The sequence below is a fragment of the Phreatobacter stygius genome (assembly GCF_005144885.1).
GTDB classification, from domain to species: domain Bacteria; phylum Pseudomonadota; class Alphaproteobacteria; order Rhizobiales; family Phreatobacteraceae; genus Phreatobacter; species Phreatobacter stygius.
The window spans coordinates 3151976-3175372 of the sequence record NZ_CP039690.1; the positions used below are offsets into that span (position 1 = coordinate 3151976).

The 23397-nt window shown below is 66.9% G+C and carries 23 protein-coding genes and 1 tRNA gene; 11 read left to right on the forward strand and 13 right to left on the reverse strand.

Annotated features, from left to right (window positions below; all coding sequences use genetic code 11):
* The first annotated feature begins 22 nt into the window (after positions 1-22).
* Together E8M01_RS14675 and E8M01_RS14680 are read left to right on the forward strand one after the other, a co-directional pair.
* A complete protein-coding gene (locus tag E8M01_RS14675) occupies positions 23-451 on the forward strand; it encodes an Hsp20 family protein (RefSeq protein WP_136960791.1) in 429 nt (142 codons plus the stop codon).
* Between the two features lie 35 nt (positions 452-486).
* Positions 487-729 (forward strand): BQ00720 family protein, encoded by a 243-nt coding sequence (locus E8M01_RS14680; protein ID WP_136960792.1) that lies wholly within the window; start codon positions 487-489, stop codon positions 727-729.
* A 71-nt stretch (positions 730-800) separates the two neighbouring features.
* On the opposite strand, the gene E8M01_RS14685 is transcribed toward E8M01_RS14680, so the two are convergent.
* Positions 801-1898, reverse strand: coding sequence for a DUF2336 domain-containing protein (locus E8M01_RS14685; protein ID WP_246088810.1), 1098 nt, complete (start codon positions 1896-1898; stop codon positions 801-803).
* 354 nt (positions 1899-2252) lie between these two features.
* Here E8M01_RS14685 and E8M01_RS14690 point away from each other — a divergent pair.
* Positions 2253-2328: transfer RNA gene (locus E8M01_RS14690), tRNA-Ala, on the forward strand.
* Between the two features lie 101 nt (positions 2329-2429).
* Here E8M01_RS14690 and E8M01_RS14695 read toward each other — a convergent pair.
* Together E8M01_RS14695 and E8M01_RS14700 are read right to left on the reverse strand one after the other, a co-directional pair.
* The gene (locus E8M01_RS14695) at positions 2430-3206 is read right to left on the reverse strand and encodes an IclR family transcriptional regulator domain-containing protein (protein ID WP_136960794.1); all 777 of its coding nucleotides are present in this window, start codon (positions 3204-3206) and stop codon (positions 2430-2432) included.
* Between the two features lie 94 nt (positions 3207-3300).
* Positions 3301-4092, reverse strand: coding sequence for an IclR family transcriptional regulator domain-containing protein (locus E8M01_RS14700; protein ID WP_136960795.1), 792 nt, complete (start codon positions 4090-4092; stop codon positions 3301-3303).
* A gap of 206 nt (positions 4093-4298) precedes the next feature.
* On the opposite strand from E8M01_RS14700, the gene E8M01_RS14705 reads away from it, so the two are divergent.
* From E8M01_RS14705 to E8M01_RS14720, 4 genes are all read left to right on the forward strand, one after another.
* Complete coding sequence (locus E8M01_RS14705) at positions 4299-5318, forward strand: TRAP transporter substrate-binding protein (protein WP_136960796.1); 1020 nt, start codon at positions 4299-4301, stop codon at positions 5316-5318.
* A gap of 61 nt (positions 5319-5379) precedes the next feature.
* Complete coding sequence (locus tag E8M01_RS14710) at positions 5380-5883, forward strand: TRAP transporter small permease (RefSeq protein ID WP_136960797.1); 504 nt, start codon at positions 5380-5382, stop codon at positions 5881-5883.
* Positions 5880-7142 carry a TRAP transporter large permease gene (locus E8M01_RS14715; RefSeq protein WP_136960798.1) on the forward strand — a complete coding sequence of 421 codons (1263 nt, stop codon included), beginning with the start codon at positions 5880-5882 and terminating at the stop codon, positions 7140-7142. Before E8M01_RS14710 ends, E8M01_RS14715 begins: the two co-directional genes overlap by 4 nt.
* Positions 7139-8524, forward strand: coding sequence for an amidase (locus tag E8M01_RS14720; protein WP_136960799.1), 1386 nt, complete (start codon positions 7139-7141; stop codon positions 8522-8524). The genes E8M01_RS14715 and E8M01_RS14720 overlap by 4 nt, the downstream gene beginning before the upstream one ends.
* A gap of 9 nt (positions 8525-8533) precedes the next feature.
* Here E8M01_RS14720 and E8M01_RS14725 read toward each other — a convergent pair whose 3' ends face one another.
* A complete protein-coding gene (locus E8M01_RS14725; RefSeq protein ID WP_136960800.1) occupies positions 8534-9367 on the reverse strand; it encodes a shikimate dehydrogenase family protein in 834 nt (277 codons plus the stop codon).
* Between the two features lie 132 nt (positions 9368-9499).
* On the opposite strand from E8M01_RS14725, the gene E8M01_RS14730 reads away from it, so the two are divergent.
* The 3 genes from E8M01_RS14730 (at position 9500) to E8M01_RS14740 (ending at position 13054) form a co-directional block, all read left to right on the forward strand.
* Complete coding sequence (locus E8M01_RS14730; RefSeq protein WP_136960801.1) at positions 9500-11119, forward strand: FAD-dependent oxidoreductase; 1620 nt, start codon at positions 9500-9502, stop codon at positions 11117-11119.
* A gap of 15 nt (positions 11120-11134) precedes the next feature.
* The gene (locus E8M01_RS14735; RefSeq protein WP_136960802.1) at positions 11135-12016 is read left to right on the forward strand and encodes an alpha/beta fold hydrolase; all 882 of its coding nucleotides are present in this window, start codon (positions 11135-11137) and stop codon (positions 12014-12016) included.
* 63 nt (positions 12017-12079) lie between these two features.
* The gene (locus tag E8M01_RS14740) at positions 12080-13054 is read left to right on the forward strand and encodes a Bug family tripartite tricarboxylate transporter substrate binding protein (RefSeq protein WP_136960803.1); all 975 of its coding nucleotides are present in this window, start codon (positions 12080-12082) and stop codon (positions 13052-13054) included.
* A 16-nt stretch (positions 13055-13070) separates the two neighbouring features.
* Here the strand turns inward: E8M01_RS14740 and E8M01_RS14745 are convergent, their stop codons facing one another.
* From E8M01_RS14745 to E8M01_RS14770, 6 genes are all read right to left on the reverse strand, one after another.
* Entirely contained in the window at positions 13071-13907 is an 837-nt protein-coding gene (locus E8M01_RS14745; protein WP_136960804.1) for a sugar phosphate isomerase/epimerase family protein, read from the reverse strand.
* A gap of 9 nt (positions 13908-13916) precedes the next feature.
* Positions 13917-14708: an alpha/beta fold hydrolase gene (locus tag E8M01_RS14750; RefSeq protein WP_136960805.1), complete on the reverse strand. Its 792-nt coding sequence runs from the start codon at positions 14706-14708 to the stop codon at positions 13917-13919.
* Between the two features lie 44 nt (positions 14709-14752).
* Positions 14753-15430 (reverse strand): hypothetical protein, encoded by a 678-nt coding sequence (locus E8M01_RS14755; protein WP_136960806.1) that lies wholly within the window; start codon positions 15428-15430, stop codon positions 14753-14755.
* A 268-nt stretch (positions 15431-15698) separates the two neighbouring features.
* A complete protein-coding gene (locus E8M01_RS14760; RefSeq protein ID WP_136960807.1) occupies positions 15699-17279 on the reverse strand; it encodes an ABC transporter substrate-binding protein in 1581 nt (526 codons plus the stop codon).
* Positions 17280-17402: 123 nt separating this feature from the next.
* Positions 17403-18077: a GNAT family N-acetyltransferase gene (locus E8M01_RS14765; RefSeq protein ID WP_136960808.1), complete on the reverse strand. Its 675-nt coding sequence runs from the start codon at positions 18075-18077 to the stop codon at positions 17403-17405.
* A 177-nt stretch (positions 18078-18254) separates the two neighbouring features.
* Complete coding sequence (locus E8M01_RS14770) at positions 18255-20216, reverse strand: aminotransferase-like domain-containing protein (protein ID WP_215908891.1); 1962 nt, start codon at positions 20214-20216, stop codon at positions 18255-18257.
* Between E8M01_RS14770 and E8M01_RS35330 the strand changes: the two genes are divergently transcribed.
* Positions 20124-20870, forward strand: coding sequence for a cupin domain-containing protein (locus tag E8M01_RS35330; RefSeq protein ID WP_215908892.1), 747 nt, complete (start codon positions 20124-20126; stop codon positions 20868-20870). The two genes, E8M01_RS14770 and E8M01_RS35330, sit on opposite strands and share 93 nt — an antisense overlap.
* Before the next feature lie 56 nt (positions 20871-20926).
* Here the strand turns inward: E8M01_RS35330 and E8M01_RS14785 are convergent, their stop codons facing one another.
* From E8M01_RS14785 to E8M01_RS14795, 3 genes are read right to left on the reverse strand one after another with little or no spacing between them, the layout of a single operon-like run.
* Positions 20927-21631 carry an ABC transporter ATP-binding protein gene (locus tag E8M01_RS14785; protein ID WP_136964642.1) on the reverse strand — a complete coding sequence of 235 codons (705 nt, stop codon included), beginning with the start codon at positions 21629-21631 and terminating at the stop codon, positions 20927-20929.
* Positions 21624-22379, reverse strand: a complete 756-nt coding sequence (locus E8M01_RS14790) for an ABC transporter ATP-binding protein (protein ID WP_136960810.1) — start codon at positions 22377-22379, stop codon at positions 21624-21626. The genes E8M01_RS14785 and E8M01_RS14790 overlap by 8 nt, the downstream gene beginning before the upstream one ends.
* On the reverse strand, positions 22376-23383 hold the full coding sequence (locus E8M01_RS14795) for a branched-chain amino acid ABC transporter permease (RefSeq protein WP_136964643.1): 1008 nt from the start codon (positions 23381-23383) through the stop codon (positions 22376-22378). The genes E8M01_RS14790 and E8M01_RS14795 overlap by 4 nt, the downstream gene beginning before the upstream one ends.
* Between the last annotated feature and the right edge of the window lie 14 nt (positions 23384-23397).

A 23397-nucleotide genomic window follows, 5' to 3' on the forward strand; every position in this document is an offset into this window, starting at 1 on the left:
CGCTCAGTCGAGGACCTCGACCATGTCGCGTGTGCCGTCTCTCTCGTCGCCGTTTCTGCTCGGTTTCGATCAGCTCGAGCGGGTGCTCGATCGGGTCACCAAGGCAGCCGACGGCTATCCGCCCTACAATATCGAGCGGATCGCTGCGGAAGCGGGCCTGCCGGACCGGCTTCGGATCACCCTGGCTGTTGCGGGTTTCACCCGCGATCAGCTCGATGTGACGGTGGAAGAAAGCCAATTGACCATTCGCGGCCGTCAACAGGACGACGGCGAGGGTCGGACCTTCATCCATCGGGGGATTGCGGCACGGCAATTCCAGCGCGTCTTCGTGCTGGCGGATGGCATGGAAGTGATGGGAGCAGACCTGAAGAACGGGTTGCTCTCGGTTGATCTTGCCCGCCCGGAGCCTGAACGGATCGTGCGGCGCATTGATATAGCGGCTCACGACTGAGCCTTGTTCGACCTGCCTATGGAGGAGGTTTGACCATGAATACGATCATGACCCCTGAAGTGCTTGCCCAGATCGGCCTGTCCAAGGTCGCTTATGTCAAAGCCATCCGCTCCGACGATATGGCCCGGATGTTTCCGCAGGCCCCGCCGCTGCCGCCGGGGCTCGACCTGTTCGCGCTGATTTCTGCCGATGGTTCGCCGATCATGGTGACCGACCGCCGCGAAGAGGCGGTGGCCAATGCCTGGCAGAACGAACTCGAGACCGTCAGCCTGCACTGACCGACCCATCTCCGGCAATGATGCCGGCCGCGCCGCCCATGCCGCGGCGTCGGGTGAACCATGTGCGGTGGTCAGTGCATCTTGGCTGACTTGCCGCGCACCTGCCAGAAGCGCAACACGCGCAGTGCCGTGTTGGTGGTCAGCTTGTCATAGCTCTCGCGCGCCAGTTCGAGCGCTGCGGGAGCCATGCTGGCGCCGTTCGGACGCACTTTCAGCACATGTTTGAGCGCCGACCAGGACAGGCCGGCGGCGCGCGCCAGGATCAGGATCGGGTCGGCGCGCTCGCCCAGGAACAGCCGTTCGACCATGTCGACCGGCACGCCGCAGAGCACCGACAGCGCACAGACCGTTTCCTCGAACTTGTCCTGCTTGGCATAGGCCTTGAGCTCGGCCTCGCCGAGCTTGCCCTTGTGGTGCAGCCCGACGATCGCCCGGTGAATGGCGGTATAGTCGCGCCGCTCCGGGCCGGAGCCAACCGCGATCCGGTCGGCGATGCCGGCAAGCGCGGTGCGCACCTGGGCGCGGTCCTTGGCGGCGGTCGAGGCCAGCAGGCGCTCCTGGACGCCCTCCTTGGCGCTCGCCAGGATCACCCGGAACAGATAGGGCGGAATGTCCTTGCGCAGGCCAATGCATTCGGCGAGCACGTCGTCGTCCTTGGCACGCGACACCAGGGCGCCATAGCCTTCGGTGGAGAAGGCGGCGCCCTCATTGGCTGCGACCGTCAGCGCGACCTTGTCGTTGCCACGCTTGACCAGCACGTCGGTCACCACTTCCGAGACCTTCTTGCGGCAGGCAATCGCCTGCATGTGGTCCTGGCTCTTGGTCTCCGCGATATCGGCGAGCAGGCTGTCGTCGAGCTGGGCGGCCAAAAGCAGGATCGGCCGGGCGACATCGATCTCGTCGTCCTGGGCAAGGCTGCGCAGCACCGTCGGCGGGGCGTTCTCAACCGGTGCCAGGCGCTCGGACAGCTCCTGGCGGACGGCTTTTTCCATCGCCGCGGACAGGCGCATGATGACGTTGTCGAACAGCGAGATCTGCGTCTGGGTATAACGCGCGGCGTCGCCGAGAAAGAGATCGGTGACCTTGCGCAGCGTCTCGACCCGCCGGTCGCTCGGACCGCGGGCAATGACATGTTCGAGTTCCTCGATGATCGTCGCGGCGGCTGCCATCGACACCCCAATCTGCGATTTGCTCGGCAATGCTGTTCCCTGGGGAACCCTAGCCGCCGCGCCATTAAGAAGAGGTTTCGCTCACGCTGCGTAATGTGGAAAACCGCGCCATTGGCTGGAAATGGCGGGTTTTCGCGGTGGATGCAGCGCTTCGGCCACGGCCTGGAGGGCCGCATGGCGGTTCCCCTCCCGACTTGGTGAAATTCGTCGGAACGGTGCTTGATGCGCCGGAGGAAATGTGCGAGACACGCGCTCCGCAACGCGAGCCGCCTTGGCCCGCGCTGCTTAGGGCCCTCCTCGGGGCCCTCCTGGCGGATACCCCAAGATCCGCCCGAACGTCCGACAGGGACGTGTGGGGCCATAGCTCAGCTGGGAGAGCGCTTGAATGGCATTCAAGAGGTCGGCGGTTCGATCCCGCCTGGCTCCACCAAATCTCTCCGCATGAACAGTTTCAGCCGGCGCGCCGGTGTGGCGTCCGGTGTGGCTCGCGCCTGATCGGCAGGCGTTTCATCGCTGCTGCCCGCCCTTCGACTAGGGCAGCATGGCCGACATGCGCGCCGCGCCCTCCTTCAGCCGTGGCAGGATCTCGTTGAGCAGCCGCTCGTCCGATGTCCTGAGCGCGCTGGCGCTGGCATTGAGGGAGGCGACCACCAGTCCGCCGCGATTTCGCACCGGCACGGAAATACCGATCAGGCCCTCCTCGAGCTCTTCCCGGTTGATCGCATAACCGTCGGCGCCGGCCGCCGTGATGATCTTCAAGAGCTCGGCGCGGCTGGTGACGGTGCTCGGCGTCAGCTTTTCCACCTTGCTCCGCGCCAGCAGGGCTTCCAGCTCGCCGGGCGGCAGGGCCGCCAACTGCACCCGGCCCGAGGCGGCGGTGAAGGCCGGCAGCCGCATGCCCATGGTGATCACATAGGCCATGCGGCGCCCGGGCATGTCGGAGCGCGCGACAAAAATCACCTCGGCCTCGTCGAGCACCGAGATCGAAACGGTTTCTTCGATGGTTCGCGACAGCTCGTCGAGATAGGGCTGCAAGGCCGCGCCAAGGCCAACCGAGGCGAGGAAGGAATAACCGAGCCGGAGCACGCGGGTGGTCAGCTCGAACTGCTTGCCATTGACCTTGGCGAAGCCGAGCTCGGTCAGCGTCAGCAGCAGCCGGCGCGTCACCGCGCGATCGAGCTTGATGCGCTGGGCGACCTCGGCGACCGACATGCTGCGGTGGCCGGGTCCGAACGCCTCGATGACCGAAAGGCCGCGGGCGAACCCCGTCACGAAGGTCTGACTCTGCCGTGTTTCGCCGTCCGTCATGATGCCCCCCGGGGCGCGAACCGCGGCCCGCCCCCGCTGCTTGCATAATGGGCGAGCCGCCGCTTGGGCAAGCCGGATGCGGCGGGGATGGCGCCTAGAGCAGGATGCCGGTGAGCTGCTCGGCGCAGGCCTGCAGTTTCGGGATGACGTCGGCGACCATGCGTTGCCTGTCGATCCGGCCGAGATAGGAGCTCGTGTTGAGTGCTGCGACCGGGCGGCCGGAACGGCTGCGCACCAGCACCGAGGCGCCGAGCAGATCGAGCTCGGTCTCCTGCTCGTTCAGGGCATAACCCTGCGCGCGGGCCTCGGCGATCAGCGCGGCCAGCCGGGCCGGATCGGTTTCGGTATGCGGCGTCAGGCGTGTCAGGTCGCTGCGCGCCAGGATGGCCTGGGCGTCCGCCGGCGGCAGCGCACTCAACAGCATGCGCCCGGAGGCCGAGGCGTAAGCCGCCACCGTCATCCCCGGCGTGATCGTGTAGGAGATGCGGCCCGCCTCGGCATGGCCGGCAAAGGCATCGGAGCGCGCGATGAACACGACCCGGTCGCCGGACAGGACCGACAGCGACACCGTGTCGCCGATCTCGCGCGACAGTCTGTCGAGGAACGGCTGGGTCGCGCCGTCGAGCCCGACTGTGGCGAGATAGGAATAACCGAGATGCAGGATGCGCGGCGTCAGTTCGTATTTGCGCCGGTCGACCGTGACAAAGCCGAGCTCCTGCAGCGTCAGCAGGAGCCGGCGGGCCACCGCCCGGTCGAGCCCGGTCCTGACGGCGACATCGGCAACCGTCAATTGCCGGGCCGTCGGCCCGAAGGCCTCGATGACCGACAGGCCACGGGCAAAGCCTGAAACGAAACGATAGCTCTTCTTCTGGTCGGCTTCGGCCATTCTTGTCCCTTTGGCGCGTTCGTGCTGGCGAATCCACCGTTTCGGCCGTCTGGCTGGCGGACCCTAGTCGAGTTCGGCCGGATCGTCAGCGCGCCGCGTCCGTTTGACGGCACATTCCATTTTGCTATATAACGCACAAATGAGCGCTAAGCGCTCAAACCAATGAGACGCGGCAAAGCAGCGTCCGTCCAGACGGGAGAAGATCCATGCCGATATCGAGACGCGACATCATGCGCGCCCTGCCCGTGCTCGGCGCGGCGGGCGCCCTGGTCCCCGGCATCTTCGAGGCCCAGGCCCAGGACCTCTGGCGGGTCGCCTCCGCCGCGCCGCCGACCGGCATCCTGCGCGAGCATCACGAGCGCATCGCGCTGCAGATCGGCGCCGCCAGCCAGGGCGGGATCCAGTCGGCTTTCCAATATGTCTCCAGCGAGCAGGAGGCGCTGCAGCAGATCACCCGCGGCCGTCTGCAGGGCGGCGTCATCTCGATGATCGCGCTCGGCGCCATCGTGCCCGAGGCCGGTGTCCTGCTGACACCTTTCCTGTTCGAATCCGAGGCCGAGGCGGAATGGGTGATCCGCAACCGCCTGGCCGACAAGCTGCGTCCCTTGCTGGAGGCGAAAGGCCTGGCCCTGATCGGCTTTGCCGCCGGCGGCTGGATCAATGTGGCGACCAGGACCGCCGTGAAATCGCCGGCCGACGTGCGCGGCCGCAAGATCCGGGCGTCACCCGCGCCGGCCTCGCAATTTTTCTGGTCGACCCTTGGCGCCAATCCCGTGCAATTGCCGATCGGCGAATTGTTTTCCGCGCTCGAACAGGGCCTGGTCGAGGGCGCCGACCTGCCCTTCACCTTTTATGTCGCCTCGCCCGCCGCGGTCAGCACGCCGCACTACACGCTGACCCGTCACGGCTACAATTTCAGCGGCGTGATCGTGAACCTCGGTGCCTGGAACAAGCTGCCGGCGGCACGCAAAGCCGCCATCCTGGCGGGCCTGCCGACACTCGAGACGCTGAACCGCGAGTTCGACCAGTCGGAGACGGCGCTGGCCGAAAAATTCCGCGGCACCGGCGGCAGCATCCACGCCTTGAGCCAGGAGGAGCGGCAGGGCTGGATCGGCGCCATCGCGGCGCGCCAGCAGGCCTTTGTCGGCGGTCTGGGCGCGCCGTCGGCAGCCTTTTTCGAGGTGGTCCAGAGCGGCCGGCGCGATTTTGCGGCAACCCGGTCCTGACCGGCCGCGTCGCCGCAAACCACTCAGGCAATCGACAACGTCATCTAGAGGGGGCGACGTCATGGTCGCAACGGCCCGCCGCATGCTCGCGGCCTTGTTCTGGCTTGAATCCGCCATTGCGGTCGCGGCTCTTCTGGCGGTGGCGGCGATCCTGTTCGCCGATGTCGTCGGCCGTGAGCTGTTCGGCCAAGGCCTGTTCGGCGCGCTGCGCGCCGCGGTCTATGCCACCGCCATTGCCGGTCTGATCGGTTTCGGCCTGTGCACGGCAGCCGGCGCCCACATGCGGGTCAACCTGCTCGACAAATTGCTTCCGGCGCGCCTGGAGCCGTCGATCGAACGCATCGCCGACGGCCTGTCCTTCGTCATCTGCGCGGCCTTTGCCTATTGGTCGGTGCTCTATGTCCTCCAGACCTACGCGCAAAATGAGCAGGCGCTGTCGCTCGGCGTACCGGTCTGGCCGTTTCAGGTCGTCCTGCCCTGGATGTTCATCTCGGCCGGCATCCGCTACCTGATCTTCGCCCTGCTGCCGGTCCTGCGTCCGGTCGAACAGGAGCCGACGCCATGATGGCCCTGGCCCTTCCCGCCGTCATTCTCGGCCTTCTGGTGCTGCGCCAGAACGTCATCCTCACCGTCGCCGCGGCGGTCGCCTTCGTGCACGCTTTCCTCGCCCGCGGCAGTTCGGTCGAATATCTCGTCCAGGACCTCTGGTTCACCGTCGACCGCGAGGTTCTGCTGTCGATCCCGATGTTCATGTTCGCCGGCGTGCTGATGTCGCGCGGCAGCATTGTCGGCCGCCTGGTGCGCGTCATGGTCGCGCTGACGTCCTGGATTCCCGGGGGCCTCGGCGTTGCCACCGTGCTGGCCATGGCCGCCTTCTCGGCCATTTCCGGCTCGTCGGTGGTGACCATGCTGGCGATCGGCACGCTGATGTATCCGGCGCTGCTCGCCAACGGTTATGGCAAGAACTATTCGCTCGGCGTGCTCTGCGCCGGCGGCACGCTCGGCATCATCATCCCGCCCAGCATCCTCATGGTGCTCTATGGCATCACCACCAATGTCTCGATCACCGACCTGTTCAAGGCCGGCTGGGGACCGGGCCTGCTGCTGACCGGCGCGCTCTGCCTCTACACCGTCGTCATCGGCTGGCGGCGTGAGACGACTCCGTTCGACTGGCGCGAGCTCCTGACCGCGACCAGGACCGGGGTCACCGCCATCCTGATGCCGGTGATCCTGCTCGGCGGCATCTATACCGGCCGCTTCACGGTGACTGAATCGGCAGCCTTGTCGGTTGTCTATGCGCTGCTCGTGGAGCTCGCCATCCATCGCGAGGTGAGGCTCGGCGACATCAGGGATATCGCGGTCGAAACCGTCAAGCTGCTCGGCAACATGCTGCCGCTGCTGGCGGTCGCCGGCAGCCTCAACGTCATCCTCGATTATGAGGGCGTGCCGAAGGCACTGGTCGACATGGCCCAGACCGTCGTCCATGACCGCTGGGCGATGATCCTGGCCATCAATGTCCTGCTCTTGATCGCCGGCGCCATGATGGACGAGGGCTCGGCCATCGTCATCTTCGCTCCCCTGATCGCGCCGCTCGGCGCGGCCTATGGCTTCGACCCCGTGCACTTCGCGATCATCGTCATCGTCAACCTGCAGGTCGGTTATGTCGCGCCGCCGGTGGCGATCAACCTGATCGTGGCGACCGCCGCCTTCAAGGAGAGTTTCGGCCTGATCTGCCGGTCGGTCATGCCGTTCGTCGCCATCATGCTGGCTGTGCTCGCCGTCACCGTCCTGGTGCCCGGCCTGTCGCTGGTCTTCGTCAAATGACCGGTATGACAGCTGCCGAGGCCGACGACGACAATGTGGCCGATCTCGGCCTTGCCGAGTCCGCGCGCCGGATCGCCGCCGGCGCGCTCGATCCGGTCGAGCTCATCGACGCCTGCCTCGCCCGCATCGGCGCGCGCGATCCAGAGCTCGGCGCCTTCGTGCATCTGGACGAGGGTGCGGCGAGACAAGCCGCGATGGCGGCACGGCAGAGGCTGCGAAGCGGAGCGCCAGTCGGTCCGCTGCACGGCATTGCCATCGGCATCAAGGACATCATCGACGTCCAGGGGCAGCCGACGCGCAGCGGTTCGCTGGCGCGTTCCGGCCTTGCCGTGGCGCGCGACGCCGTCGTCTGCGCGCGGCTGAGGGCGGCCGGGGCGATCATCGTCGGCAAGCTCGCGACCTATGAGCTGGCTTACGGAACGATCGAGCCCGACCGTCCCTTGCCGGGTGTGAATCCGTGGAACCCCAGGCGCTGGACCGGTGCCTCGTCGAGCGGTTCGGCCGTCGCGGTGGCGGCCGGCCTGGTGCCGGCGGCGCTCGGGACCGACAGCGCCGGTTCGATTCGCGGCCCGGCCTCGTTCTGTGGCGTCACCGGCTTCAAGCCGTCTTATGGCCGGATCCCGCTCGACGGCATCGAGCCGCTGGCGCCTTCGCTCGACCATTGCGGCGTGTTCACCCGATCGGCCGAGGATGCCGCGCTGCTGTTCGCCGTGCTGGCCGATCCAGCCGTCGCGGCGGAACGGCGCCTGGAGCCGGATCCCGGCGCGGGCCTCAGGATCGGCCTGCCGATGCCCTGGCTTGGCGCCACGCTGCCGCTCGACCGCGAGACCCATTCCGCCTTCGCGCGGGCAATCGGTCAGTTCGAGACCTTGGGTGCATCCGTCCAGGAGGTCACCTTGCCGCCGCTCGGTGACTATCACGCCGCCTGTTTCGCCATTCTCATGGACGAGGCGCTGGCGATCCACGGCGGCGAACTGGACGCCAGGCCGGGCCTGTTCGGCGCGACGCTGAAGAGCCGGCTTCATGACGGGCCGGCCCGGCTCGGCGTCACGGCGGCCGCGGCGCGTGCGATGCGCGCCGCACTCGGTGGTGCGCTCGATCGGGCCTTCGATCGGGTCGACGTCCTGATCACGCCGACCTCGCCGGGACCGGCGCCGGACCTGTCGTCGCTCTCGACGCTCGGCTTTCTCGATCATCCGCAATTGACTGCGCCGGCCAATCTCGCCGGGCTGCCCGCCGTGTCGCTGCCCTGCGGGCTGACCGGCAATGGCTTGCCGATCGGTCTTCAGATAATGGCGCGCCGCGGCGGCGACCGGCTCCTGCTGCGGGCCGCCGGCCGGATCCAGGCCGCGACCGATTGGCATGACGCCCGGCCGTCCTGACCGACCCGCTCAGCCGGCCCGGCCGAGGTCGAAAAAGGCGATCTGCATGGCGACCTGGGCATCCGACATGGCAAGCCCGGTCTGCACCCGGCAGCCATGGGCGCGGGCCGCTTTCAGAAGCGGCGTCTCGACCGGCTCGGTGACGACGTCGGCAACCAGCGCGTCCCGCGGCAGGCTCGTGGGATCGAACGGCATGCGCCCGTCCTCACCCATGCCGACCGGGCTCGCGTTGATCGCCAGGTGATAGGCGCCGAGATCCGCTCCGACATCGGTGCCGAGGCGGTCGGCGACACCGGCGGCCTTCGCCAGCGCGGCGAGAGCTTCGCGGCGCGCATCATCGGGCTCATGGAACGCGATGCGGCTCACGCCGGCTTCGGTGAGGCTGAGCAGCAGAGCCCGGCCGACCGCGCCGGCGCCGAACACCACGGCGTTCTTGCCGGCCGGATCGAAACCGCCAGCGGCGAGCGCCTTCAGAAATCCCGGGCCGTCGCTCATGTCACCGGCGAGCCGGCCATCCGGCCGCCGCCGGATCAGGTTGACCGCGCCGAGCAGGCGTGCCCGGTCGGTCAGGTCGTCGACGAGGCTGGCGCAGGGCATCTTGTGCGGCACCGTGACGATCGTGCCCGGCGCATTGCGCCAGCCGCGCAGGGTTCTGATGAAGTCGGGCAGCGCCGCCGGTTCCAGATCGACCGGCACCAGAACCGCGTCGACCCCGCTGCGGCGGAATTCCGGATTGAGCGTGGTTGGCGAGCGGACCTGGGCAATGGGGTGCCCGATAATGGTCAGGACGGTCGTCCGGCCCGACAGGGCGGGCGCCGGCGCAAGGTCGGTCTCAGTCGTCATTGGATTTCCTCTTGTGCGTAGAGCGCACGTTTGTATATATATCGCACAAAGCAGCTTCTAGCATGATGGCGGAAGCGACGACAATGCACCGCCGCGCAGGATAGCCGGCGGCGAGAAGCAGAGGTCAGTTTCATGCATACGGACGTGCTTGTTGTCGGCGGCGGGCTCGGCGGCGTTTCGGCGACGCTTGCGGCGGCGCGCCTCGGTCGCCGGGTCATTCTGGTCGAGGAGCTCGACTGGCTCGGCGGCCAGCTGACCGCCCAGGGCGTGCCGCTGGACGAACACCCCTGGGTCGAGCTCGATGTCGGTTCGCGCAGCTATTCGCGTTTCCGCCGGCTGATCCGCGACTATTACCTCACCCATTACCCGGTTACGGCGAAAGCCCGCGCCCGCGTGCCGTTCAATCCCGGCATGGGCAATGTCGGCACGCTCTGCCACGAGCCGAAAGTGGCGGTCCGGGTGATCGACGACATGCTGGCGCCGTTCGAGAGTTCGGGGCGGCTCAGGGTGTTGCGCCGGCATTCGGCGGTGACGGCCCATCTCGATGGCGACCGCATCACCGGCCTGACGCTGCGCAACCACGAGACCGGTGCGCTCGTCGATGTCGAGGCCCTGCTGGTGGTCGATGCCACCGAGACCGGCGAATTGCTCGAACTCGCTGGCGTGGAACATGTCATTGGCGCCGAATCGGCCGCCGAGACCGGCGAACTGCATGCCCTTCCGGTGGCCGATCCGATGGACCAGCAGGCGCTGACCTGGTGTTTCGCGATGGATCACCTGCCCGGCGAGGACCACACCATCGCGCGGCCGGAGCGTTATGCCGAATTCCGCGACCTGAAGCTCGATTTCTGGCCGAACCGGCAGTTCAACTGGACGGTCAGCAATCACGTCACCCATCAGCCGCTGACCCGCGCCTTGTTTGCCGGCGACAGCGACGAGGACTATCTGTTCGACCTCTGGCACGCGCGTCGCATTGCCTGCCGGCGCAGTTTCGAGCCGGGCGCCTATGCGAGCGACATCACGCTCGCGAACTGGCCGCAGATGGACTACTGGCTGAAGCCGGTCATTGGCGTTTCGCCCGAGGCGCGTGACGCCGCGCTCGCGGAATGCCGCCAGTTCAGCCTGGCCTTTCTGTTTTGGATGCAGACCGAGGCGCCCCGCCACGACCGGGGTTACGGCTATCCGGGCCTGCGCCTGCGCGGCGATGTGCTCGGCACATCCGATGGCCTCGCCAAGCAGGTCTATTACCGCGAGGGCCGGCGGATCAAGGCCGAGTTCACCGTCAAGGAACAGCATATCGGCGTCGCCGCGCGGCCTGGCGCGACAGCGGCCGAATCCTTCTTCGACAGCGTCGGCATCGGCGCCTATCGCATCGACCTGCATCCGCCGACCAGCCGGGCGCGCGATACCGTCGACATCGACAGCTATCCCTTCGAGATCCCGCTTGGCGCGCTCATTCCGGTGCGCGTCGAAAACCTGCTGCCGGCCTGCAAGAACCTCGGCACCACGCGCATCACCAGCGGCGCCTACCGCGTCCATGTGGTCGAATGGAGCATTGGCGAGGCGGTCGGAACGCTCGCCGCCTATGCGGCGAAGCACGGCGTGCCGCCGCGCGCGGTGCGCGCCGATGCCGGGCGGCTCGCCGACCTGCAGGCGCTGATGGGCGATGTCGGCGCGCCGATCCGCTGGCCGCAGTTCGGTGCGCTGACGCCCGGCAGCCGGCGCGGCTATCGCCCGCCGCCGCAACTCTGAGCTTGCAGGTTCGTGATGCTCGATGGTTTCACCTATCAGACCGTGGAGACCGGCGAAGCCTCGATCCGGGTGGCGGTCGCGGGCTCCGGCCCACCGGTCCTGCTGCTGCATGGCTATCCGCAGACCCATATGGCCTGGCACCGGATCGCCCCCGTGCTGGCACGCGAGTTCACCGTGGTCGCGCCGGACCTGCGCGGTTATGGCGATAGCACCGCCGCGATCCATCTCTCCGGCCCGGACAGCATGGCCAAGCGCGCCCTGGCCCGCGACCAGGTGGCGGTCATGAGCCATCTCGGCTTCGACCGTTATGCCGTGGTCGCGCATGACCGCGGCGCCCGGGTCGGCTACCGGCTGGCGCTCGACCATCCGGCAAGGGTCAAGGCCTTTGCCTCGCTCACCGTCGTGCCGACCATCGAGGTCTGGCAGCGGGTCGACATGGCCTTCGCCATGGGTGCCTGGCACTGGTTCCTGTTCGCCCAAGCCTTCGACCTGCCCGAGCGGTTCATCGGCGCCGACCCCGACGATTTCCTGGACCGGACCTTGCGGAAGATGACACGCTACCGCGACCGGCTCGGCCCGCAAGCGGTCGCCGCCTATCGTGCGGCGTTCCGGCGCGACGCGGTGCGCCATGCCATGATGAACGATTACCGGGCCGCCGCGACCATCGACCTCGACCACGACAAGGCCGACCGCGCGGCGGGGCGAAAACTTGGCTGTCCGGTGCTGGTCACCTGGGAAGCCGGCCGGCATCAAAGCGGCGAGACGCTCGCCGATATCTGGCAGGGCTGGGCGGACGAGGTCGAGGGCGGTCCGATCGATGCCGGCCATCTGCAGGCCGAGGAGGCGCCCGGCGAGGTCCTGGCGCTGCTCATGCCGTTTCTCAATCGAAACACCTGAAGCTCGAAACCCACAACCGACCACCAAGAAACCAGACTCAAGAAACCAACGAGGAACCCCGCCATGACCCGTTTCATCTCCACAGTTGCGGCTCTCCTGGGCCTCGTTCTCGCGCCCGTGGCGGCGCTGGCGCAGCCGCCGCTGCTGAACCGGCCGATCAATCTCCATGTCGGTTTTGCCGCCGGCGGCCCGGCCGACGTGCTGGCCCGGGTGATCGCCGAAAAGCTGCGCGAGACGACCGGGCAAACCCTCGTGGTGGTCAACCGCTCCGGCGCCGGCGGCACGCTGGCGGCGGCGACAGTGGCCAAAGCCCAGCCCGACGGCGCCAACCTCTTGCTGGTGACCAGCGGCCATGCCGGCGCGCCGGCGCTCTATCCCAACCTGAGCTTCGACAACCAGAGGGACTTCGCGCCGGTCATCGCGCTCGCCGAGTCGCCGATTGTCGTGCTGGTCAACGGCAAGTCGCGCTATCGCACCTTGCAGGACCTGCTCGAGGCCGCGCGCGCCAATCCCGGCAAGCTCAATTTCGGCACCGGCGGCGGCGGCGCCACCTTGACCGCGCTATCGGCCATGCTGCTGCGCAAGGAGGTGGGTTTCGACGCCGTCGTCATCAATTTTCCGGGCTCCGGACCGGCCAATGTCGCCTTGATGGGCAATGTCATCGATTTTCAGTTCGACACACTCTCGGGCGCCGTCGGGCTGTTGAGTTCCGGCGACCTCCGGGCGCTGGCGGTCAGCACAGCCAGGCGGTCGAGCATCCTGCCCGACGTGCCGACGGTGGCGGAGGCGGTCAGGCCCGGCTTCGACGTCACCGGCTGGTTCGGCATCCTGGCGCCGGCCGGCACCGACCCGGCCTTTGTCGGCCGCCTGAACGCCGCCATCAATGCCGCACTTCAGGCGCCCGATGTCCGCCAGAAACTCGCCGTGCTCGGCATCGAGCCGATCGGTGGCACGCCGCAGCAGTTCGGCGCGCTGATCGCCTCCGAGACGGTCCGCTGGGGCGGGCTCATTCGCGAGCTTGGGCTGAGGGTCGACTGACGCGCTCGGCGGTATTTCAGCGCTGGCCGAGGGCTTCCAGCGTGGCGCGGGTGCGTTCTCCGCAGAGCCGGGCGCGCTCCATCGCCGAAAGTCCGGCATGGCCGGCGACGGGCGCTTCGATACTGAGTGGGATGCCGGCCGGCAGCGCGTCAAGCAGGCCGGCGATGTCGAGTTCGCCGTCGCCCGGATAGAGCCGGTCGCCCCGCGCCTCGCGGCGCAGGTCGTCCGGGAAGGGGGGCTCGCGCCTTGCGTCGCAGAGCTGGATATAGCTCAGGCGATCGGGCGAAATGCCGGCGAGATCCTGGGGCCCGCCGCCCGAGCGCCGCAGATGCAGCGCGTCGATCATGATGCCGCTGCCGGCAACCACCGCGGCATCGACCACGGCCTCGGCCGCGGCGAGCGTGTTGACCACGCAATAGGGAATGAATTCGAGCATGGTGCCGAGCCCGTGCTGGCGGGCGGTCGCCGCCAGCCGGCCGAAATTCTCGACCTGGCGGCTCGGCTCGGGATCATGACCGATGGCCAGGACCTGGGTGGCGCCGAGCCGCGCCGCCGTTTCGGCGATGGCCGTAAAGGCGGCGGGGTCGGTGTCCGGCGTCAGCCAGATCGCCTCGACGTCGAGGATGCTGACGCCGGTTGCCGCCATCGCGTCCAGGATGGCGCGGATCATCGTTTCGTCGCCGATGACCGGCACGATCCGGTCGGATGCGGTGGGCGCGACGATCCTGAGGCCGACATGGTCGAAACCGCCGGCCGCCGCCGCCCGGATCAGTTCGACCGGCCCGGCATCGATGACGGTCAGGTGCGCCAGCGACAGCCGGCGTCCGGAGGGATGTGTCGGGGACGGTGTCATGTGCGGCCCTCAGCCGATCAGTTGCAAGAGCGTATCCGACAGCAATTGCGGATGGGTGACCATGGCGTCATGGGGGGCTTGCAAACCGACATAACGCCATGACCCGTCGGCCTTGATCCGGTCGCGCGTCCCGTCAAAAAACACCATGCCCGGGGCGTCGCAGGAAATATAGGAACGACGCGGCAGGTGAGCCACGCCCTTCTCGATCCGGATCGGCTGGGCATAGGTGCCGAACGGCTGCGCACTCATGCGGCCGTCGAGCCAGGCGGCATCCGTCTTGTCGGTCACGCCGAAATCGGCCGCGGTCAGTGCCGGGATGTTCCAGTTCGGGTCGGCGACCGCCTTGGCGTTGCGTTCGATGGTCGATTGTTCGCCGGCATATTGGTTCACCGTCTCGCCGTTCAGCGGGAAGAAGGCGTCGAGCAGGATGAGATGCGACACCCGCTTGCCCAGCAACTCCACGGCCCCGGTGACGACGAAGCCGCCATAGCTGTGGCCGACCAGCACGACGTCGTTCAGCTCCTCGTTTTCGATATGCTGCACGACATCCTGGATATGGGTGTCGAGCACGACCGACCGCGATATCAGGTGCCGCCTTTCGCCGAGCCCGGTCAGCGTCGGGGCGCTGACCGGGTGGCCGGCGGCCTCCAGCCGTGGCTTGACCCGCGACCAGCACCAGCCGCCATGCCAGGCGCCGTGAACCAGCACGATCGGCGCGCGCCGTGCCGGGGCCGGCTGCGCCGCGGCATCGCCCGCAAAGGCGGCGAGGCCGCCGCCGACAACCAGAGTCCGCCTGTTCATCGGATCATCTCCCCTATCGATTGCTGATGGTTTGTCGATCAAGGTCACTTCACGAAGGACCAGGCGGTCGGCCGCATGACCACGCCGACATGGTCCTGTTCATGCTCGCGCGATTGCCGGATCCAGGCTGCCCATTCCGGAAAATCCTCTGGCCGGGATTCGGCCCGGGTCAGCGCCAGGACATTGGGGAACGACCAGACGAGGATGACTTCGCCGCCATTTCGGAAGGCCACCTCGTAAGCGCCGAGCAAGCTGAAACCATAGGCCGTGCCGATCGCCTGACGCGCCTCGCCGAGACGGGCGAGGTAGCCGGCGCCGCCGCCGGGTTTGAGGCGGATGGTCTGGTGCAGCACCACCGGCGCACGCTGGCCGCGGCCGATCAGCGCCTCGCGTGTCGGCGTGTAGTCGGTGCCGACAAGCACGCGGTCGAAGCCGCCGCTGCGTTCGCCATACCAGCGCTCCAGCGGCTTGTGGAACAGGTCCTGGTGGCTGTCGAAATGCGCGCCGAAGCCGGCCCAGCTGCCCGGTCCCTGCCAGAACGACACCATTTGCGGCCAGTGCCCGGTCAGGAAGATCGGAATCCACATGGCGATCAGTTCGCCGCCGGCCGAACCCTCGGCATTGCCCTCGCGATGGACGATCTCGCCGAGCTGGTCGAGATAGCGGCTATGGGCGCCCAGTGCGCGCACCGGATCGAGCGTCTCGTGGAAATAGATCTGCATCGCGGGTCCGTGGCTCGTCGTGTCAAATGTGCACTAAGCGCACATAAGAGCGATATACGCACAAGACAAAACAAGCTGTCAAGATCGGCGCGCGCCGCGGGGCTCCCACGGCGCAGGGTCGGCGGTTCTGGATGAGAGCGGCCGAAAGCCGCGTAATCGGCGATGTCGGTGGCTCACCCGCCCTTCGGCACAGCCATCGGCCGGGAAGAGCCGACGCCCGGCATCGGGTACGATCGCGCTCCTCCGCGACGGGCGACGACCGAACCGGTCAGGTGCGACGAACGCCCCACGGGAACGGGCTGACCCCCTCGACCATGCCGGTAATGCTGTTGCGATAGGCCGTGCGGATCCGGAACAGGCCGAGCGGCACGACCGGCGCTTCTTGCGCCGCGACAGTCTGAATGTCTAATGCCAGCCTGATCCGCTCCGCCTCGGTGGCTGCCGTCAGCCATTGCTGGTTCAGCGCCTCGGCGGCCTTGCTTTCGTACCAGCCGAACCAGCCGGCGGCGCCCTGGCCGCGGGTGTAGCTGAGCATCGGCGGCAAGGTATTGCCGACCGCCTGGAACCAGGTGTGGAAAATGCTCCAGCCACCCTTGTCCGCCGGTTCCCGGCTGCCGCGGCGCTGCAGCACCGTGCCCCAGTCGGTCTCGAGCAGTTCCGAGTTGAGGCCGAGCTTGAGCAATGTGTCATGGGTGATCTGGCCCATCGGCCGGATCGTCGGAAAGTCGGCAGGGTTCAGGATGACGATCTTTTCGCCGTTATAGCCCGACGCCTTGACCAGGTCCCGGGCGCGGGCCAGATTCGGCTTGTCGGACATCGCTTGATTGGCCGGCGTGGCGGTATAGGGCGTCCCGCACGGAATGGTCGTGTGGCAGGTCTGGTAGGCGCTCGGATCGTTGTTGGTGATCGCGCCGAGATAGTCGACCTGGTTGACGGCCCTGAGCACCGCTTCGCGCAGCTTGACGTTGTTGAAGGGCGCCTGGGAACTGTTGAACCTGACGACGCCGATATAGCCGTTCGGATCGCCGTCGCCGAGGGTGATATTGCGGTTTCGCTTCAACAGCGGAACCGTATCGGCGAGCACCTGCTCCCACCAGTCGATCTCGCCGGTCTGCAGCGCCGCGAGCGCCGTGGCGCTGTCCGGCATGGCAGTCCATTCGATCCGGTCGAAATGTGCGATCTTTCCGCCCGAGGTTCGCTCAGGGTTTCCCGGGGCCGGACGGTAGCCCGCGAACTTCGCATAGGCCGCGCGGGTGCCGGACACGAAATCTTGCGCCAGGAAGCGGTACGGCCCGGAGCCGACCATCTCGGTGACCTGTTTCAGGGGGTCCGTCATCGCCAGCCGCTCGGGCATGATGAACGGCACGTTGGTGGCGGGTTTCGCCAAGGCGAACAGCATCAGCGGGAACGGCTGCCTGAGCCGGATGACGAGGGTCTTGTCGTCCTTGGCGAGCCATTCATCGACCGATGCCGCGAGCAATTGGCCGAGCACGTCGCGGGCCGCCCAGCGCTTCAGGCTGGCAATGCAATCGACGGCCCTGACCGGCACGCCGTCGTGGAACATCAAGCCGTCGCGTAGCGTCACGGTCCAGGTCAGCTTGTCGTCGGAGACGCTGTGTCCCGCCGCCATCTGGGGCATGACGTTGAACCTGGCGTCCAGCCCGTAGAGCGTGTCGAAGACGTAAAAGCCGTGGTTCTGGACGACGGCGGCGGTGGTCCAGATCGGGTCGAGCGAGGACAGGCCCGCCTGCGGCACGAAGCGCAAGGTCTTGTCTCTGGTCGACTGGGCGATGGCAGGCGCCGCCACCGAAGCTGCTGCGATCGAGAGAAGTGAGCGACGGCTTAACATGGTGGCTCTCCGTGCGGGGCAGACCTGCTCCGCACGATCTCAGACCGTCCAAGGGTTCCTTCACAGGACCACTTTTGCCGATGCGGTGAACCACGCCTGCCGCCGCCGGCGGCGCTGTCATGCTCAGACGCGGCAGTCCTCCAGCCGCCGCTTCTGCTGGCCGGCCGCGTCGAAATTCGCCGGATCCAGCCAGGCTTCATAAGCCTGGCGAAGCGCCGGCCATTCCTTGTCGATGATCGAAAACCAGGCCGTGTCGCGGTTCTCGCCCTTCACGATGAGATGCTGGCGGAACAGGCCCTCGTGTTGAAAGCCGAACCGTTTTGCCGCCCGCTTGGACGGTTCGTTGCGGTTGTTGCACTTCCACTCGTAGCGCCGGTAGCCCAGCTCTTCGAAGGCATATTGCATGAACAGGAACTGGGCCTCGGTTGCCGCCGGCCGGCGCGACATCAACGGCCCCCAGTAGATATTGCCGATCTCGATGGAGCCCGACGCCGGATCGATGCGCATCAATGTCTGTCGGCCGGCCGCCTTGCCGGACGCCTTGTCGATGACCGCAAAAAACAGCGGGTCCTCGCTGCGCTCCACCCGTTCGAGCCAGGCCTGGAAGGACGTGCGGTCCTCCGGCGGCGACTCGTAGAGATAGGCGAAGCGGCTGGCCGCATCCGGCACATCAGACGCTTCGAACAGATCGTCGCCGTGCTTTCGGGCGTCGAGCGGTTCGAGCCGGACGTAACGGCCATCCAGAACGTTGCGAACCGGGCGCGGGCGGGGCTGCCAATCTTTCAGATCGTCGGACATGTGCTTCCAGAATGCTCTCGGGTGAGGATGGGGCGAGGTCTTGGCCGTCGCGGCGTCGACCATGACCGGCGCCGGGCGACACGATGGGAACGGCGGACCACCGAGGCGGCCGGCCCTGTTCGGAGATGAGCTTGGAGTGCCGGCGGCGCCGCAGCGGCGCGCCGCTGAGGACGGATGTTATGTCAGTGCGTAGCGCCTGGACAATTGGTCGATGACAAAGTGGACGTTGCGCGCGGTTATCTTGGACAGTCCGATCGCCATCTTGCCGGTATGCTGGCCCCTGATCGAATAGTCGCCGATATTTTTTGCACCCAGCAAGCCGTTCGGCGCCCCCTGAGAGGCTTGTCGACGGCCGTCGCCGGCAGCCGCGCTGGGGATCGCGACATGAATGCCCGGATCATCGGAAAAATGCTCGCCCGGGGCCAGGTTGGCGGCCCGCCATGCATCGAAGAACAGCTTCTTTCGTTCGGCCATCGTGGTCCTGACATTGTCGATATGGTCGTCCATGTAGCCCCGGCCGATGAACTCGGCCATCACCGACAGGGCGCCGTTCTCGGGCGACAGTCCGAGAAAAGATTGAAGGTTTTGAAGCGTGTCGACGATCTCTTTCGGCGCCAGCAGGAAGCCGAGCTGGTTTCGATAGGAGAAGAACTTGCTTAAGGAGCCGATATAGATCGTGCCGCCCGCCTCGGTCAGCGAATAGTAGGGGTTTCGGTTTTCCGTATAGACGCCGAGACAGCCTTCGTAATCGTCTTCCACGATCATGATGTGGTGGGCGCGCGCCCATTCGACGATCTCCAGCTTTCGCGCGAGGGTGACCCGCGTGCCGGTCGGAAACTGCACCGCCGATGAGGTCAGGATCATTCTGACGCCGGCCGGGTCGATGTCGAACGGAGCGGCGCCCTCGGCGTCATTGCCGACCGGGACGATGACCAGGCCGGCAAATCGCAAGGCCGCGCAGGACAGGGGGTGTCCGGGATCCTCGGCCATGCAGCGTTCGCCGGGGTTGGCCAGCGCCATGCCGAGCAGCGACAGCGACGGCCAGGTCCCCTTGGTCACCAGGATGTTGTCCGGATGGGCATCGACGTTGCTGCAGGTCCTGAGCCGGCTGCTGACGAAAGACTTGATCTGCCACAGGCTGTCGGTCCGATGGGTCCGCAGCGCGCGCGTCGCGCTCTCGGCCAGGCGCTCCGCTGCCCGCCACTGGGCCAGTGGAAACAGATCCGGATGGTTGTTCCCCGGCAGCAGCAATGTGCCGTCCGAAAGCGCGACCTCGCGCGCGGCCCCGCGGAAGCTGGTGATCCGGCTGGAATAGCGGACGGGCGGGGTCTCGCCCTTCGGCTTGTAGTCGAAATTGACGAAGGTCCCGGATCCGTTCTGCGAGACCAGCAGACCGTCGATGATCAGCTGTTCGTAGACCTCGACGATGACCCCGCGGGACACGCCGAGGAGTTTCGCAAGCGCCCGCTGCGACGGCATGCGGGCATGCCTGGGAATGTGCCCGGCGATGATCTTGTCGCGGATCCCGCTGGCGAGCTGTCGCGTCACCGAGCCGGCCGAAAGCGGAATGCTGCGGAACAGGGCGTGCATCTCTTCACCGAACGGGTCTTTGGCAATCCGGAACAATTTCACCTGCAGACATGGTCCCCACCGAGGCGTCCCCAAAAGGCGTTCCCAAAGACGTCCGACAGCCGATCGGACAATCGCCGCGAGCTGCTCTCTCCGCCGGTTTGCCCGGCGCGACGGTTCCCTGGCGGGGCCGCAACCACGGCATGATAAGGACCGCTTCCCGGTCGGCACAGGACCGGTTTCCTGCGCCCGGCAGGACCACTCGCCGGCCGCGGCGATGGCCTCTCCGGCGCAACCGAAGGGTGGACCACCGGCTGCGTCTGAAGTGGTCCTGTCCGCCGCATCATCTCTGCGCTTCCGTGCGCTCCAGACGTTTCCGCGCAAGGGTGGCCCATGACCGGTTCGATGCTGACAGCCAACTCGATGTTTCCAGACGACCTCATCTTCGTTCGGCCCGACCAGCGCGAGCCGGGCCCGGTGACGCGCGGCCAGGTTCGCGAGAAGGCCTTCGTCAATGACGATATCTGGGTTGGCTATTGCGACATCACGGCGCGCGACGAGCCCGGCCAATGGCATCACCACGCCAATTACGACAGCATCATGTATCTGATGTCCGGCCGCTGCCGCATCGAGTGGGGTGACGGCGGCAAGCAGGCGATCATGTCGGCGGGCGATTTCGGCTTTTTCGGCAAGGGCGTCGTCCACCGCGTGCAGATCATCGACGACGGGCGCTGCGACTACGTCTTCGTCCGCTTGGGCGAGGGCGAGAGCGTCGTTGCGGTCGACCAGCCGGGACCGCGCGTTCGCTCAGGGCCGGGGCCTGACATGTTCCCCGACGATCTCATCTTCGTCCGGCCCGACCAGCGCGAGCCGGGTCCGGTCACGCGTGGCCAGCTGCGCGAGAAGGCCTTCGTCAATGACCACATCTGGGTTGGCTATTGCGACGTCACCGCTCGCGACGAACCCGGCCAATGGCATCACCACGCCAATTACGACAGCATCATGTATCTGACCTCCGGCCGCTGCCGCATCGAGTGGGGCGACAGCGGCAAGTCGGCGATCATGTCGGCCGGCGATTTCGGCTTTTTCGGCAAGGGCGTCATTCACCGCGTCCAGGTCATCGACGATGGGCGCTGCGACTATGTCTTCGTCCGGCTGGGCCAGGGCGAAAGCGTCGTGCCGGTGGCGGGGCCTGGCAAACGGCTCAGGACCGGGACGGCCTGAACCGCGCAAGTGCGCTGGTCTTTTCATTAGACCGCGCAATAGCGCTGGTCTTTTCATTAGACCGCGCAATAGCGCTCCTGGATCGCCCTGTCGGCGAGCAGGGCGGCGGCGCTGCTTTCGTGCACCACTTCGCCCTGGTCGATGATCACGGCGCGGCTGGCGAGCTTCAGTGCCCATTCGACATTCTGCTCGACCAGGAGAAGGGTGATGCCCGCGTCGCGCATGCGGCGGAACAGGACGCCCATTTCCTCGACCAGCACCGGCATGATGCCTTCGGACGGTTCGTCGAGCAGGATCATCTTCGGCCGGGCGATCATGGCGCGGGCGATCGCCAGCATCTGCTGTTCGCCACCGGACAATGTCATGCCCTGCTGGTCGAGCCGTTCCTTCAGCCGTGGGAAGCTCAGGGCGATCTCGTCGATGGCGCTGGCCATGTCGATCTTGCCCGAGGTCGCCACCAGCCCGAGCTGCAGGTTCTCGCGCACGGTCAGGCCGGGCACGATGCGCCGCTCCTCGGGCACATAAGCGAGGCCCAGCCGGAACCGGGCATGGGCCGGCAGGGCCAGGAGATCATGGCCGTCGAACCGGACGCTGCCGGTCACCTTGGGCATCAGCCCCATGGCGGCGCGCATGGTGGTGGTCTTGCCGGCGCCGTTGCGCCCGACCAGCGCGACGATCTCGCCGGCCTCGACCGTCAGCGAGACGCCGTGCAGCACGTGGCTCGCGTCGTACCAGGCGTTCAGTCCTTGGATCTCAAGCATAGCCATCATTCTGTCCGAGATAGACGCGCCTGACTTCGGTATCGGCCTGGATCGCCTGCGGGCTGCCGTCGGCGATCACCCGGCCGTGGTGCAGCACCAGGATGCGGTCGCTGAGCCCCAAGATCATCTTCATCTTGTGCTCGACCAGCAGGATGGTGCGGTCGCGCGCGAGCTTTTCGATCAGCGCCACCATGTCGCGGGTCTCTTCCGGGCCCATGCCGGCGGTCGGTTCGTCGAGCAGCAGCAAGGCCGGGTTGGCGACCAGGGCGACCGCAATCTCCAGCGCCCGCTGTTCGCCATGGGCGAGGAACTTGGCGGTGCGGGCGCCTTTGGCCGCAAGCCCGACGGCGTCGAGCGCCGCTTCCGCCTTGGCGTCGAGCTCGCCGAGATGGGCCCGGTTGATCAGGATATTGTAGCGCGAGCGGAACGCCTGGGCCGCCACCCGGACGTTCTCATGCGCGCTCAGTTCCGGGAAGATATTGGTGATCTGGTAGGAGCGTGAAATGCCGAGATGGGCGAAACGGTGCTGCGGCGTCCCGGTCAGGTTCTGCCCGCGGAAATGAATGGTCCCGGTGGAGGGCGGCAGCACGCCGGACAGCACGTTGAACAAGGTGCTCTTGCCGGCGCCGTTCGGTCCGATGACGGCGGTCACCTTGTTGGCCTCGAAAGCGGCGGTGACGCCTTCCAGCGCGATGAAGCCGCCGAAACGCCGGCCGATATTGTCGACAGTGAGCAGCGGCGTGCTCATCGGCCGGTCCTCCACGCAATGAAGGTGCCCCAGATGCCCTTGGGCAGGAACAGCACGCAGAGGATGAACATCGAACCGACGATGATCTGCCAGTGCGAGGTCCAGAGCGAGGCGACGTCCTCGACCAGAAGGAAGACCAGCGCGCCGACGAAGGGGCCGAAGAAGCTGCCGGCGCCGCCGAGCAGGGTCATCATCACGACAAGCCCCGAGGTGTTGTAGTGCAGGGTGTCGAGCGGCACGATGGCGAGATGCAGCGCCGACAAGGTGCCGGCCAGACCGCAGATCAGGCCGGACAGCACGAAGGCGATGAGCTTGGTGCGCTCCACGTCGTAACCGCAGGCGCGGGCGCGCACCTCGTTCTCGCGGATCGCCTCGATCACCGCGCCGAAGGGCGAGTTGAGGATGCGCGAGACGAACCAGAGGGCTGCCGCCGCGAACAGCATGATGACGTAATATTTGTTGACCGGATCGAGGAAGTCGACCGACAGCCCGGCGAGGTCGAGCCTGCCGACGGTGAAGCCGCGCAGGCCGTTCTCGCCGCCGGTCCAGGACGAGGCCTGCAGTGCGGTGTAATAAACGAGCTGCGACAGGGCGAGCGTCACCATCGAGAAATAGATGCCGCGGGTGCGGATCGACAGCGCCCCGATGACCAGCGCCAGCAGGCCGGCGACCAGGATGCCGGTGGCGACCGCCGCGTACCAGGGCAGGCCGAAATGGGCAATCGCGATGCCGGTGACATAGGCGCCGGCGCCGAAGAAGGCGGCATGGCCGAAGGACAGAAGGCCGGTGTAGCCGAACAGCAGATTATAACCGACGGCATAGATGCCATAGATCAGCACGTTCACGGCGAGCGCCTTGGACGGCAGGATCCAGGGCAGAAGGCAGAGCGCGACGACGCAGAGCGGCACGCGCCAGCGGGTGAAGGCGGCCTTGAGCCGGCTCGCCTGGCCCGCGCCGGTGCCTGCGGCGTGGCGTATTTGGCGCAGCGGGGTCTCGACAGCCATGGCCGGTTTCTCGG

Bases quoted from the DNA above. Each gene is read 5' to 3' on its own strand.
- E8M01_RS14675 (WP_136960791.1), top strand. From the start codon at position 23: ATGTCGCGTGTGCCGTCTCTCTCGTCGCCGTTTCTGCTCGGTTTCGAT.
- E8M01_RS14680 (WP_136960792.1), top strand. From the start codon at position 487: ATGAATACGATCATGACCCCTGAAGTGCTTGCCCAGATCGGCCTGTCC.
- E8M01_RS14685 (WP_246088810.1), bottom strand. From the start codon at position 1,898: ATGGCAGCCGCCGCGACGATCATCGAGGAACTCGAACATGTCATTGCC.
- E8M01_RS14695 (WP_136960794.1), bottom strand. From the start codon at position 3,206: ATGACGGACGGCGAAACACGGCAGAGTCAGACCTTCGTGACGGGGTTC.
- E8M01_RS14700 (WP_136960795.1), bottom strand. From the start codon at position 4,092: ATGGCCGAAGCCGACCAGAAGAAGAGCTATCGTTTCGTTTCAGGCTTT.
- E8M01_RS14705 (WP_136960796.1), top strand. From the start codon at position 4,299: ATGCCGATATCGAGACGCGACATCATGCGCGCCCTGCCCGTGCTCGGC.
- E8M01_RS14710 (WP_136960797.1), top strand. From the start codon at position 5,380: ATGGTCGCAACGGCCCGCCGCATGCTCGCGGCCTTGTTCTGGCTTGAA.
- E8M01_RS14715 (WP_136960798.1), top strand. From the start codon at position 5,880: ATGATGGCCCTGGCCCTTCCCGCCGTCATTCTCGGCCTTCTGGTGCTG.
- E8M01_RS14720 (WP_136960799.1), top strand. From the start codon at position 7,139: ATGACCGGTATGACAGCTGCCGAGGCCGACGACGACAATGTGGCCGAT.
- E8M01_RS14725 (WP_136960800.1), bottom strand. From the start codon at position 9,367: ATGACGACTGAGACCGACCTTGCGCCGGCGCCCGCCCTGTCGGGCCGG.
- E8M01_RS14730 (WP_136960801.1), top strand. From the start codon at position 9,500: ATGCATACGGACGTGCTTGTTGTCGGCGGCGGGCTCGGCGGCGTTTCG.
- E8M01_RS14735 (WP_136960802.1), top strand. From the start codon at position 11,135: ATGCTCGATGGTTTCACCTATCAGACCGTGGAGACCGGCGAAGCCTCG.
- E8M01_RS14740 (WP_136960803.1), top strand. From the start codon at position 12,080: ATGACCCGTTTCATCTCCACAGTTGCGGCTCTCCTGGGCCTCGTTCTC.
- E8M01_RS14745 (WP_136960804.1), bottom strand. From the start codon at position 13,907: ATGACACCGTCCCCGACACATCCCTCCGGACGCCGGCTGTCGCTGGCG.
- E8M01_RS14750 (WP_136960805.1), bottom strand. From the start codon at position 14,708: ATGAACAGGCGGACTCTGGTTGTCGGCGGCGGCCTCGCCGCCTTTGCG.
- E8M01_RS14755 (WP_136960806.1), bottom strand. From the start codon at position 15,430: ATGCAGATCTATTTCCACGAGACGCTCGATCCGGTGCGCGCACTGGGC.
- E8M01_RS14760 (WP_136960807.1), bottom strand. From the start codon at position 17,279: ATGTTAAGCCGTCGCTCACTTCTCTCGATCGCAGCAGCTTCGGTGGCG.
- E8M01_RS14765 (WP_136960808.1), bottom strand. From the start codon at position 18,077: ATGTCCGACGATCTGAAAGATTGGCAGCCCCGCCCGCGCCCGGTTCGC.
- E8M01_RS14785 (WP_136964642.1), bottom strand. From the start codon at position 21,631: ATGCTTGAGATCCAAGGACTGAACGCCTGGTACGACGCGAGCCACGTG.
- E8M01_RS14790 (WP_136960810.1), bottom strand. From the start codon at position 22,379: ATGAGCACGCCGCTGCTCACTGTCGACAATATCGGCCGGCGTTTCGGC.
- E8M01_RS14795 (WP_136964643.1), bottom strand. From the start codon at position 23,383: ATGGCTGTCGAGACCCCGCTGCGCCAAATACGCCACGCCGCAGGCACC.